The sequence below is a fragment of the Chryseobacterium soldanellicola genome (assembly GCF_900100115.1).
In the GTDB taxonomy this organism is placed as follows: domain Bacteria; phylum Bacteroidota; class Bacteroidia; order Flavobacteriales; family Weeksellaceae; genus Chryseobacterium; species Chryseobacterium soldanellicola.
Genome location: NZ_FNKL01000002.1, coordinates 433,987 through 446,968 on the forward strand (window position 1 = coordinate 433,987; position 12,982 = coordinate 446,968).

Sequence of the window (12,982 nt, forward strand, 5' to 3'; positions counted from 1 at the left end):
GCATTAAGCCCATATATTTGTCTTATAAAATTCTACCATGAAAAAAGATTTTTACCTGACAAGATATGCCTTAATTATAAAAAGATTAGAAAGTTCTCCGGCTACCTATTCTCAGCTGGAGGACTATCTTTTGAACTCATTCGAATTTCAGGATGCGGGGATCAAGAGCTACTCGATCCGTACGCTGCAGAGAGATATCCGTGAGATTTCTGATCTTTTTAATCTTTCCATTCACAACAAGAAAAAGGGAGATAACCGGTATTATATCGAAAGCCGCCCGATCATGGAGGTTGATGAATACAACCAAAAATTACTGGAATCTTTTCAGGTAAGCAACGCCCTTAATCTACATCCGGATTTCTCAGATTTTATCTTTTTTGAAAGCCGAAAACCTACGGGAATCGAGAATTTTTATGACCTTTTCTTTGCCATTCGTAACAAAAGAGTCGTGACTTTTGAGCATTACAATTACAAAAACAAATTGATGACTTCGCGAAAAGTGCATCCTTTAGCATTAAAAGAATCCAAAGACAGATGGTATCTGATTGCGATTGACACCAAAGATAAAACCCTGAAATCGTTTGGTTTAGACCGAATTAATTATCTCGATGTAAGCGATACGAAGTTTAGAGAAAAATACAATTACAACTTCAGGGAACATTTTAAAAATGCTTTTGGCGTTATGAATCTTACTGAGCAAAAACCTCAGCAAATTGTCTTAAAATGTACAAGGCATCAGGGAGAATATATCAGGAGCTTTCCGCTTCACCAATCGCAAAAAGAGACCAGAGAAACGCCTGAAGATATTTATTTTGAGTTCTTTTTGCATCCGACATATGACTTTATGCAGGAAATTCTTTCTTTCGGAAAAGAAGTTGTCGTCTTAGAACCTAAAACTTTAGTTGATGATATAAGAACCCATTTAAAAACCTCTTTGGGAAATTATCCGGAGCTTTAAATTTCATTGCTTATTCAGAATATCTGCTGTTTTTTGTTTACATTTACATTAAATATTGCATCTCTTGAAACAAAAACTTTTCTATATTGTCTTCATTCTTCAGGCTTTCTTTTGTTTTTCACAACAGACGGAAGAGTTTATAAATGTGAAGAATTATTACAACCACCACCGAATTTTATTAAATACGGAATTCAAGAAAAAATATGATGCTGAAACAAATGTTTTAAATAAAGATGCCATCAAACGTGATTTTCTGTTTTTTATGAAAAAAATGGACAGCATCGAAAATGTAGCATTGGTCGGAGCTTTACTAAAAACGAAAAATCTGGAAGATTTGAAGAAATTTGCCCGTAAAAGTCTGAATTCAGATGCTCCGGAAATTTTTCCCATCCATGACAAGCCGGCAAACTATCCCGGAGGCATGAATGCTTTAAGAAATGTTGTCTCTAATCTTTTTTATTCGGATGGCGTATATTCCGAGCAAAAATCAATCAAAACCAACGTAGCTTTTATTGTTGAACAAGACGGAACAATCACCAATGTGGAAGCACACGGCGACAATTTTACCTTTAACAGGCAGGCCGAGATTGCTTTATATTCTGTTCCAGAAAAATTTTCACCCGCCGTTTTCAAAGGAAATGCAGTGAGATACCGTTATGTATTGCCCTTAACACTGAATGTCAATTAAATGTTTACCGACGAATATTACATGAAAATGGCTCTTCAGGAAGCCGAAATTGCCCTTGAAAAAGATGAGGTTCCCATTGGCTGCGTTATTGTCTCAAATAACAGAATAATCGCAAGAGCGCACAATCTTACAGAAACTTTAAATGACGTAACCGCTCATGCAGAAATGCAGGCTATTACTTCTGCAGCTCATTTTCTTGGCGGGAAATATTTAATAAATTGTACGCTTTACGTGACTTTAGAGCCTTGCGTGATGTGCTCCGGGGCGCTTTCGTGGTCGCAGATTTCAAAAGTTGTGATCGGGGCTAGAGATGAGCAAAGAGGTTTTATTAATAAAAACCTTTCCCTTCATCCAAAAACAGAAATCGTAAGCGGTGTTATGGAAAATGAATGCTCAACTATCGTGAAAGAATTTTTTAAATCAAAAAGATAAATCAGTTTTTACACGTAATATTGAAAATGCTTTTATTTGATTTTTGATAAGAATTCTGATTGGTTTTTAATTCAATTCTGTGATATTTATATAATGTATTAAGATCATGGTAAGCATCGTCTTTAGGCACATTATATTTATTTTTTGCCGTGTAAATTTCTGTTGAAGGATCATATTTATAATTAAATTTTAAAAACGTTTCTTCATCAAATTTTTCTTGCGACTCCCCTATTCCATATGAAATGATGTTGTAAGATTTATTCCCAACAATCGATTCTTTGGGCTCAGATGAAGTGCCTTGAGAAAGATACATTTCAAATTCCTTTAATTCTTCGGGTTTGATATCTTTTCTTTCTGATGATGGTCGTTCCTTTCTTTCAAAATATAGTTTGTCATCTTTCAACTCGGCTGTAAAAGGTTTTACCATTACGCTGGACGAATAATACGTCACAATAAAATCATTGTATTTTTGAAAATCAGCCTTATAAAAAGTTGCTTTTTCCTGATTGTATGAAGAAACGGACAATAGAATATCTTTAAATTGATCATTAAATTCTTTCAACAAAGGATAAGGAAGGCAATTGGCATCCGGACTCAAAACCGGCTGAATTCCCTGCTCGGAATTTCCGATAAATGCATCTTCATTACCATTAAAATTGCTGAACATTATTTTTGTACCCTTCACTTTCGGATCAAATCTTCCGTACACATCAAAAGGATATTGTGGAATATTAGGTTTAAAAGTGATCACATTTTTATTATCAATGCTCCATTTTCCTGCAATGATCTGCCCAAAAGTGAACATTGCAAAATCATGACTATCCAGCAACACCCAATTATATCCGCCATCATCAGGATTTCCGGAGCTTACATGATACGTTCCGGCAACTTTTGTCTGTGATTTAACGAAACACAGGATTGACAAAAAGAAAATAAAGGTAAGCTTTTTCATTCATTCAATTTAGTTTAAATTAAATAAAAACTTACACAAAATCTTAAATTAATCATAAAAAATTCAATCAGAAATAAAAATCACATCAAATATTTTAGATAAATCACTTATATTTGATTAAATCAAATCAGTCAAATTATTACTATGAGAAAATTATCAAGAAAAGAGACCGCAAAAATCAATGGCGGTATCAGACCAGATCAGTGTTTTTACACAGACGATAACGGAGTAAGAAAATTGGGATGCAGACTTCAACCCGTTCCAGATTGTTGCGGAGGATGGGTCTATCCTATTCCCGGACAAGATTGTATTGCTTGCGATGGTGGTCTATAAAAAATGAAACAGCCTTTTTCAAGGCTGTTTTTTATTTGTCTTTTCCTAAGAAATAAAGTCCTTTTAAGGTGTGAAGCCTGTCCATCACATGAATTTTCTCGGTCAGAGGCTTGTAAACATGAGAAACTCCGCCTGTTGCGACCACGAAACAATCATCATTCACCTCATCATTAATCCTATCAATAAAACCTTCCACCATTCCTAGGAATCCGTAAACCATTCCGCTTTGCATGCAGGTTACGGTATCTAATCCTAACACGGTTTTTGGTTTTACCAATTCAATTTCCGGAAGCTGGGCGGTCTGGCTTATCAATGAATTCAGAGCGGTGATGATTCCCGGGGCGATAATTACGCCTAAAGTTTCCCCGCTTTCCGCAACACAACTTGCCGTAAGTGCGGTTCCGAAATCAAGAACGATTTTTTTCCTGTCGGGATACAGATTGTGGGCAGCAACAAGATTGGCATAAATATCCGTTCCCATCTGCTTCGATTTTGCCTGAACTTCCGAAGGTGTATTCCTGTCAACGATCACCGGAACGATCCCGTGAATTTTCCTGATCGCCGAGCTCATCGCCGTTGTAAGCTGAGGTACCACCGAACCGATAATTACTTTACTGATCTCTTTTGGCTCGATTTTATAGGTTTGATACAGCATCAGTATCTGAGCATACAGCTCATCCGGTGTTCTGTAAGGTTTTGTATTGACCACCCAGGAAATATCACAATTATCATCATCAAAAAGTCCAAATCTGATATTGCTGTTTCCTACGTTGATTACGATTGAATTCATTTAGTTTTAATAAAATAATTCCAAATTTATAAAAATAAAAAGGAGTATTTCACAATACCCCCTCTATTTTATCTCTAAATATCTTGCTACTTCACTTCCACAAAATTATCCTCCGTATTCACATCGGCCATTCTTTGGCTAAAATCAATTCCCAGAACAGATAATTGAGATTTCGTATAAGGTACAATCAATGTATATTCTTTCTGTGTCCACGGCCAGTAAGGCATTGTTTTAAAGTCGCCGTAAATATCTTTTTCTTTCCAGGTATGGGTCATATTTAACGGGATTTGATACGTAATCACTTTTTTATCTGTTGTCATTACACTGAAATCGATCGGCATCGGAACCTGTCCGTTATTCACCAGAGTAATAGTTGTTGATTTTGCGTCGTATTTTACATCTTTAATTCCGTAATCGATGGTTTTTGTGGTGTTGATCCAATAATTCTGGAACCATTTCAAATCCATTCCCGAAACTTTTTGGGCAATATGCAGAAAATCCCTGTCGGAAGGATGCTTCATACTCCATTGATCATAATATTGTTTCAATGTTTCAGCCAGATTCTGCTCTCCCATGATGTAGCCCAACTGTACCAGATACAATTCACCTTTTACATAAGAAGCATACGTATAGGCTGTTCCGTTGTCGTGGTGATCACCCAGCCAAACTGCGGGTTCTTCGATTCCTTTTTTGATGAAATTTCTATATGCATCCACCGATTTCGCAAAAGGATTCGGCAATTCTTCCGGAAACAGCTGATACATTACAAAACCTTCGGCATAGCTTGTAAAGCCTTCATCCATCCACGGACGCATCGATTCATTGGTGGCCAGCATCTGCTGATACCAGGAATGAGAACCTTCATGAGCCATTAATCCCATTAATCCTTCAATATCTTTAGCTTCCCCTAAAATCATGGTACACATTCCGTACTCCATTCCACCGTCGCCGCCCTGAATGAAAGCGTAAGTCGGATATGCATATTTTCCGAAATGGGAATTCATGATCTGGAAATATTTCGTCACATAAGGCTGAGCTTCTTCCCAAACTTTCGTCTTATCATTATTTTGATATACTAAAAATACTTTCGGGCCTTGAGGAATATCAAAACTCTTTACAACATAATCTTTGTCTGCGCTCCAGGCGAAATCAAGTATATTTTTCGCCGTCCATCTCCAAGTTGCTTTATTTTTTTCAGCTTTGATTTTTGCATTGGTGTCGTAACCTTTAACTTCCGTCGGGTTTTCGAGAATTCCTCCTGCTCCGATTACGTAATCTTTATTAATTTTAATTGTGACATCAAAATCCGAAAACGGCGCATGAAATTCTCTTCCGATATAATCAAAAGTTGCCCAACCGTCGTAATCATATTCTGCAATTTTTGGATACCATTGTGTCATGGTCATATCAACGCCTTCTTTGTTATTTCTTCCGCTTCTTCTGATTTGCTGAGGGATCACAGCATCCCATTCCATAGTGAAACTGGTTGTTGAATTAGGCTTAATCGGTTCTGCCAGATACACTTTCATGATTGTTTCCTGAATTTCAAACTTTACGTCTTTTCCGTTTTGCTTGATCCAGTGAATATTTTGCGCTCCTTCCTGATCTTTCGGAATCGAAGCCAATCTTGAAACTCCATCTTTCTGCAATCTTGAATCACCATTTTTACCCTGACCCGCCACTCTCTGATCCATCATTGAATTAGGCTTAAAAGCGTTCCAATACAAATGGAAATACACCACATTTAGCTCGTCCGGTGAATTGTTGGTATATTCTAAAGCCTGATTTCCCTGATAAGTAAATTTTTCAGCGTTTACATCAATATTCATCTTGTATTTCGCAGCCTGCTGATAATAAGCTCCTTGCTGCGCGTGAAATTGAGAAATGATAAACGCAAAAATGATTGCAATCGATTTTTTCATTTAAAATTTTATTTTTTTAAAGATAAGTAAATTTTAAAAGAGGCTCAAATGCTTTTTCGTTATGGGAATTTATATCTTTGAGTAAAAAAATAATTATTACTACTCTATTGAAAAAAAACATTCTATATATTTTCATGTTGTGTACTTGCATTTATTGCACATCAAAAAAGCATATTTCGTCTTCAAAGGATCCAAGCGTTAAATCCGTGATAGAAAATGAAAGGCTTAATATTTTATATAGAGGCATAAAAAATTATCTGACAATTTATGTTCCCCAATCGGATAGTATTACAGTAAGTGGATTAGGCGTTTATAAAGAGGGGGAAAATAAATATTCTATTGCTCCTTCTACAGGTACATCAATGGAAATCACCATAATTAGTTTTGTTAAAGGAAAAGAAATAATTGAAAAAAGAGAATTTCGAATAGTAAACCTTGAGAAAGCTTTCGCAAGTATCGGAAACAAAATAGGAAAAATTACTTTATCTAAGGAAGAGCTTGCTACTTCTAAAATAGAATATTTCATTCCTCAATTTGTTATGAAATTAGGGCGGGTGGGAAAGTTTCGCTACCAAATTAATGATGAAGAACCAACGGTTAATTATGGAGATGAATTTAATAAATCTGCCAAGGAAAAGATTTACAATATGAAATCTGGTGACAGTATGATTATTGACAATTTAAATTCTAACCCAGAATTACAAAATGTTGATCTAAAAAAAGTAACGGAATTAGTGATTGATATTAAATAAAAATATGTTCCTTTTATTTACTTAAAAAATTAGTTTATTAAAAGCTTTTTAATCAAAGTTATCTGCCCCAAATGATAATAAGCGTGCTCAATCATTCCATCGATATTCCTTAAGTAGGTTCCATATTTTTCATCAATAAAAACTTCATTCATTTTAGAATCGGGCATTTGTGCTAATAAACTTGCAAATCTTTCAGAATCCTTCCATAATTTGTTTAATAAATTCTCCCATTGTTCCTGAGAGTCAATTGGAGGAAGATCAAAACTATATTGATCTCTGATTTCCAAATCACCCCCTTCAAAAACATTTACTAATCCTGCGATATAATAATCAATATGAAAAGTAAGCATGGCGATGGTGTTTAAAGAACCAATTTTTATTGTTGCCTGTTCCCAGGTTACATCTTTAAGCTGATCTTTAAAATTGGTATTGGCAATCCAAAGTCCGTCAAGCAAGACTTCGCGGAATCTTTTTGCTAACTGTGAAGTTGAACTCATTGTTTAGTTTTTTCAAAGATAATTAAATTTAAAATTTGAAAAATGCGAGGATTTTTAAACACAAATACCACAAATGAATGCACAATTTAAGCACAAATAAAATTAATGTTATTTCTGCTTTTAAGAAAAATAAAAAACCTCAAATGCAAAACACTTGAGGCTTATATTTAATTAAAAATCAAATTATTTTTTAGGAGAAATTTCTTTTTTACCGCTTTGTAAGATCTTTTCAAGAATTCTCAACGTAATCAGGTACGTTGGTTTTACTCCAGTAAGTCCTAAACCTCCCGAAGAAAGCGTACTTCCCGTTTCTAAAGGATTATCCGAAGCGTAATATGCATAACAGACGAATAAATCCGGGGCAATATGATGCCTGATTTTAGATGCCACCTGAATTGCTTTTTGGTAATGTGCCCCTTCCATTTCAAGACCTATCGCTTTCCAGGAAGTATTCATAAAATAAGACAAAATATCTCTGTTTTGAAGAGAAGTTCCTAAAACGGTAATCATCGGACCTTCATAGGCTTTTAATTCATCATCTACGAAATCATCCAGTTTCAAAGCATTTTCAAAAGGATAATTATCTGCCGTTCCTTCAAAAATATGGGACGTCGGAATCATAATATCTCCTTTTCCACCGGCAAGAATTCCCGCTTTACCCATGATAGAAACGGATTTTACTTTCATCATGTACACCTCTCCTTTTTGCTCGAAAGGCCTCAGCAATTCATCCATTACTTCATACGCCTGTTCGCCAAAAGCATAGTCGAAAACCATGATCACATCATCTCCGCCGTATTTTATATGACCGAAAGGGGTATTTTTAAGATTGGTTTTGCTTAAATCAATAATCTGAACATCGATATTACTTCCGCTCTTATCATTAATATAAATTAATCCTTCTTCAATCGCGTATTTGGAAACCTTGTCGCGAAGTTCTTTTTTATCGGAAATATCTCCGTATAATTTGTAATCTACTTCTTTAGGATCTTTTTTCTTTAATGCATCGTTGGCATACAGCATATTTTTCACGGAGTGCATATTCGCAGAAATAATATGAAGCGGACGCATGTGAAGATCGTTTTCAAATAAAACTTCTTTCACTTTATTGGCCCATTTTTCACCGAAATAATGGTGTCCTACTCTTTCTTTTAAAATGGCACTGAAGTGTATTTCTCTTTCTCTCGTCTGTTTTGCATCTTCCAGGCTTACTTTTCCTAAATTGTAGATGATCTTAAATAAACGGTCAGGATTTTTATCATCTCCAAAAGTATTGTAAGCGTTCAATGTTTCATCAAAAGTTCTTCCTATTAAAGAAGACAGATGAATCAAAGCCACTTCTTTTTCTCTTCTGCTGAATTTTTTTTCGCCTTTTACTACTTCTTCGATAATTTTAAAAGCACGTGTCGGCTTCCAGTTTTCATCCTGAATGAAAGCCAGATTACGCACTTTATCTGCTTCTATAAATAAGAAGGTCAAGTGAGTAAGAATATCATAGATCTCAGAACGTCCCAGAAGAACTTCAATATTCATTTGGTGTTCATCAATTCTGTAACAGTTTCTTCTTCTCTTTTTAGGCACAATTGGCTCGAAACTTCCTTTATCAAAACCCTCATCCGATGTAAGATGAATAAAAGCGCATTCTTCAATTCCCTCTGGAAGCCTGTCTAAAACGTACATCAAACCATCCAGTTCCAATTTATTCGGAATATTCATGGTTCCGTAAATCTCCGGATTGATGGTTTTCAACAAACTTCTGATGCTCTCCCCCGAAACACCGGCAGGTTTAAAAAAACCTCTGTAAAAGAGGTGTCTCATTGAAATGTACAATCTTTCAATTGCTTCCGTTGTTTCTCTTGCTCTAGAATTTGTCATAAAATAAATTTCACACAAATATACAAAATCTCTCTTCAACTTATTTTAAGTATCTTTTAATAAACGATTTAACATAATATATTTGAATACGCTTAAACTACCATTTATTGTCATTCTGACGAAGGAAAAATCTATTATTTCACACTATGAAATAACCACAAGTCTGTCATTTCAACGAAGGAGAAATCTATTAAGAGTATAAAAGGAGATTCTTCACTACACTTAGTTTTATTCAGAATGACAAAAAAACAATTATATAATATAGAAGTATTGTTTAAATTCGTAAATTGTACAATATATTGTACGTTTTAATAAATTAAAGCATTTTCAACAACTTTAAATCTTTAATTTTAAACTTTAAACGCACTTCACCCCCTTCCAAAATTCAAATTATCATTTAAATTTTATTTAAAATTAAAATTACCCCTTAAATTTTTAGGGTAAAAAATTTTTCAATTCATTTTTTTTGTAAATTTGCGGCACAAAATACATCCTTAATATGTCAACTTTAAGATTCAAAGCGTTAGAAACCTTACCATTCAAGGACTTTAGAAGAGATAACTCGGTAGAAGTTCCTGCAAAATTGTCAGAATTATTCTGTCAAAATGTTTTCTCAGAAGAGACAATGAGAGAATATTTAACAAAAGAAGCATTCCAGTCTATTTTGGATGCAATGAAAAAAGGAAGCAAAATCCAAAGACACATTGCAGACCAGGTAGCAGTAGCGATGAAAGACTGGGCAATGAGCAAAGGAGTAACTCACTATACCCACTGGTTTCAGCCTTTGACAGGAAGCACTGCAGAAAAGCATGATTCATTCTTCACTCCAATCGAAGGAGGCAGAGCGATCGAAAGATTCAGCGGAAACTTATTGATTCAGCAGGAGCCTGATGCATCTTCTTTTCCGAATGGTGGTATCAGAAACACTTTCGAGGCGAGAGGTTATACGGCTTGGGATCCTACTTCTCCGGCATTCATTATGGGAACTACATTGTGTATTCCTTCAATCTTTATCTCTTACACAGGAGAAACTTTAGATTATAAAGCCCCTCTTTTAAGAGCTTTGAACGCCGTAGATGAAGCTGCAACAAACGTAATGCAGTATTTTGACAAAAACGTAACAAAAGTAACTCCTACTTTAGGTTGGGAGCAAGAATATTTCTTAGTTGATTCAGCATTGTATCAATCTCGTCCTGACCTGGTTTTAACAGGTAAAACTTTATTAGGACATTCTCCTGCAAAAGGACAGCAATTAGATGATCACTATTTCGGTTCAATTCCTACAAGAGTAATGAACTTCATGAAAGAGCTGGAAATCGAATGTATGAAATTAGGTATTCCTGTAACCACAAGACACAACGAGGTTGCGCCGAACCAATTTGAGCTGGCTCCAATGTTTGAAGAAGTAAACGTTGCAGTAGACCACAACTCTTTGCTGATGGATATTATGGCAAGAATTGCTCACAGACACCATTTCCATATTTTATTCCACGAAAAACCATTCGCAGGCGTAAACGGAAGCGGAAAGCACAACAACTGGTCTTTAGCAACTGATACAGGTGAAAACCTTTTAAGCCCGGGAAAAAATCCTAAGAAAAACTTACAGTTCTTAACGTTCTTTGTTAATACAATTAAAGCAGTTCATGAATACGCTGACCTTTTAAGAGCAAGTATTTCTTCTGCAAGCAACGATCACAGATTGGGTGCTAATGAAGCTCCACCGGCAATTATTTCTGTATTCATCGGAAGTCAGCTGTTCAGAGTGTTGGAAGAATTGGAAAAAGTAACAGAAGGGAAACTTTCTCCGGACGAAAAAACAGATTTAAAATTAAATGTTGTTGGAAAAATCCCTGAAATTTTGTTGGACAACACTGACAGAAACAGAACTTCTCCATTTGCATTTACAGGAAATAAATTCGAGATCAGAGCGGTAGGTTCTTCTGCAAACTGTGCAGAATCTATGACCGTAATGAATACTATTGCTGCAAAACAATTAGGTGATTTCAAAAAAGAAGTTGATGCTTTAATTGAAACCGGTCTTAAAAAAGATGAAGCGATCTTCAACGTATTGAGAGAATACATCAAACAGTGTAAAAACATCATGTTTGAAGGTGACGGATATTCTGACGACTGGGCAAAAGAAGCTAAAAAAAGAGGCTTAAACAACTTAAAAACCACTCCGGAAGCTCTTAAGCAGGAAATGGACAAGAAGTTTGTAGATCTTTACGAGGAAATGGGAATTTTCACGCACAGAGAAGTTGAAGCAAGAAACGAGATCAAATTAGAAAAATATTCTACCGTTATTGATATTGAAGCGAGAGTTTTAAGTGATATCGCAAGAAACCACATCATTCCTTCAGCTTTAAATTATCAGAACAGATTAATTGAAAACGTAAAAGGTCTTAAAGAAATTTTCGGAGATAAAGAATTCAAAACATTGGCAAAAGAGCAAATGAGCCTGATTACCAATATTTCTGAAAACATTTCTAAAATTAAATTAGGTGTTGAAGGCCTTATGAAAGCCAGAGAAGCTGCAAAAGCAGTGTCAGACAGCCAAAAGCAGGCAGAAAACTACTGCAACAAAGTAAAACCTTTATTCGACGGAATCAGAGAAGCATCTGATGATCTTGAAATGATGGTGGACGATGAGCTTTGGCCAATGACAAAATATAGAGAAATGTTATTTACAAAGTAACATCTGTAAAGTTCCATATTAGTGAAACTCCTCGATTTTATCGGGGAGTTTTTTGTTTTGTTAACAGTGTTGAAAACTAAGGTTTAAAAAAACCAACGATGATTAATAAAGGAAATATCAATTATTATGTTAAAGAATCTTAATAAAAAAAACCGCTCACTCGCCGAAAACAGGCGGTTGTGGTTTGTTTTTCTTTAACATACTTAAATAATATGTTAAAATGTGTTAAATAAAGAACCTGACAATTATCATATCGGGGCTCTTTTATCCGGAATCTCTATTTTTGTCTTGCTTTTGAAAATAAATATTCCTTTTAACACGGATAATCAAATATATATGAAGAAAAGAGTTTTGTTTTATTTAGTTGCTTTTGTCTCTACTGTTTCATTGCAATCGTGCGTTACAAACTATGTGGTTTCACAACCAGCAACTTACACAAAAGAATACAAAACAGATGCCAAACTAGCTTCTCTTGATACAAAGAAAGCTGAGCAGGATAAGCAAAGATTAATTGATTCTTTCCTTGCTGAAAAAGCGGCATCTTTGGTTAACGCAAAAAATTCTATTAAAAATTCTGAGGTTGCAAAGGCAATCAAACATAATACAACAATCGACAATATCTTAAACGAAGCGACAACATACCTGGGAACTCCTTACAGATACGGAGGAATGACAAGAAACGGTATTGATTGCTCAGCTTTTGTTCTTTCAGTTTTCGGTGCTGCGGCAGGCCTTAATTTACCAAGAGTAGCAGCCTCTCAGTCTCAGGAAGGAGAAAGAATTGAAAAAGAGAATCTTCAGAAAGGAGATTTAATTTTCTTCTCTCACGGTAAAAGAATTTCTCATGTGGGTATCGTAGAAAGCGTAAGTGAAGATGGTGAGGTAAAATTTATTCATGCTGCCACATCAAGAGGAGTAATGATTTCTTCGCTTAACGATTCTTATTGGGGACCAAAATACAGATTCGGGAAAAGAATTATCAATGAAAACGGAGAAGCTTATCAGAATCTGGCAACAACAACTCCAGCATCAAACGGAACAAATTTTTAATTTTAAATAATTGATTTAAATAATGAAGCCAGCATTTT

Annotated in this window: 12 protein-coding genes; 7 read left to right on the forward strand and 5 right to left on the reverse strand. The window is 35.2% G+C overall.

Features of this window, described 5'->3' with window-relative positions:
* The first annotated feature begins 37 nt into the window (after positions 1 to 37).
* From BLT04_RS06765 to BLT04_RS06775, 3 genes are all read left to right on the forward strand, one after another.
* A complete protein-coding gene (locus tag BLT04_RS06765; RefSeq protein WP_089755003.1) occupies positions 38 to 958 on the forward strand; it encodes a helix-turn-helix transcriptional regulator in 921 nt (306 codons plus the stop codon).
* Positions 959 to 1,022: 64 nt separating this feature from the next.
* Complete coding sequence (locus BLT04_RS06770) at positions 1,023 to 1,646, forward strand: hypothetical protein (protein ID WP_228421917.1); 624 nt, start codon at positions 1,023 to 1,025, stop codon at positions 1,644 to 1,646.
* A complete protein-coding gene (locus BLT04_RS06775; RefSeq protein ID WP_089755006.1) occupies positions 1,647 to 2,078 on the forward strand; it encodes a nucleoside deaminase in 432 nt (143 codons plus the stop codon).
* A 1-nt stretch (position 2,079) separates the two neighbouring features.
* On the opposite strand, the gene BLT04_RS06780 is transcribed toward BLT04_RS06775, so the two are convergent.
* On the reverse strand, positions 2,080 to 3,030 hold the full coding sequence (locus BLT04_RS06780; protein WP_089755008.1) for a hypothetical protein: 951 nt from the start codon (positions 3,028 to 3,030) through the stop codon (positions 2,080 to 2,082).
* Between the two features lie 144 nt (positions 3,031 to 3,174).
* Between BLT04_RS06780 and BLT04_RS06785 the strand changes: the two genes are divergently transcribed.
* Positions 3,175 to 3,363, forward strand: a complete 189-nt coding sequence (locus BLT04_RS06785; RefSeq protein WP_089755010.1) for a hypothetical protein — start codon at positions 3,175 to 3,177, stop codon at positions 3,361 to 3,363.
* Between the two features lie 31 nt (positions 3,364 to 3,394).
* On the opposite strand, the gene BLT04_RS06790 is transcribed toward BLT04_RS06785, so the two are convergent.
* On the reverse strand, positions 3,395 to 4,153 hold the full coding sequence (locus tag BLT04_RS06790) for a type III pantothenate kinase (protein WP_089755012.1): 759 nt from the start codon (positions 4,151 to 4,153) through the stop codon (positions 3,395 to 3,397).
* An 86-nt stretch (positions 4,154 to 4,239) separates the two neighbouring features.
* On the reverse strand, positions 4,240 to 6,075 hold the full coding sequence (locus tag BLT04_RS06795; protein WP_089755014.1) for a M1 family metallopeptidase: 1,836 nt from the start codon (positions 6,073 to 6,075) through the stop codon (positions 4,240 to 4,242).
* Between the two features lie 206 nt (positions 6,076 to 6,281).
* On the opposite strand from BLT04_RS06795, the gene BLT04_RS06800 reads away from it, so the two are divergent.
* On the forward strand, positions 6,282 to 6,827 hold the full coding sequence (locus BLT04_RS06800; protein WP_170828443.1) for a GldM family protein: 546 nt from the start codon (positions 6,282 to 6,284) through the stop codon (positions 6,825 to 6,827).
* Between the two features lie 29 nt (positions 6,828 to 6,856).
* On the opposite strand, the gene BLT04_RS06805 is transcribed toward BLT04_RS06800, so the two are convergent.
* Both BLT04_RS06805 and BLT04_RS06810 read right to left on the reverse strand, forming a co-directional pair.
* Positions 6,857 to 7,324: a DinB family protein gene (locus tag BLT04_RS06805; protein ID WP_089755019.1), complete on the reverse strand. Its 468-nt coding sequence runs from the start codon at positions 7,322 to 7,324 to the stop codon at positions 6,857 to 6,859.
* A 183-nt stretch (positions 7,325 to 7,507) separates the two neighbouring features.
* Complete coding sequence (locus BLT04_RS06810; protein WP_089755021.1) at positions 7,508 to 9,199, reverse strand: DUF6909 family protein; 1,692 nt, start codon at positions 9,197 to 9,199, stop codon at positions 7,508 to 7,510.
* A gap of 499 nt (positions 9,200 to 9,698) precedes the next feature.
* Between BLT04_RS06810 and BLT04_RS06815 the strand changes: the two genes are divergently transcribed.
* Both BLT04_RS06815 and BLT04_RS06820 read left to right on the forward strand, forming a co-directional pair.
* The gene (locus BLT04_RS06815; protein ID WP_089755022.1) at positions 9,699 to 11,894 is read left to right on the forward strand and encodes a glutamine synthetase III family protein; all 2,196 of its coding nucleotides are present in this window, start codon (positions 9,699 to 9,701) and stop codon (positions 11,892 to 11,894) included.
* Positions 11,895 to 12,230: 336 nt separating this feature from the next.
* Complete coding sequence (locus BLT04_RS06820; protein ID WP_089755546.1) at positions 12,231 to 12,944, forward strand: C40 family peptidase; 714 nt, start codon at positions 12,231 to 12,233, stop codon at positions 12,942 to 12,944.
* Positions 12,945 to 12,982: the final 38 nt, after the last annotated feature.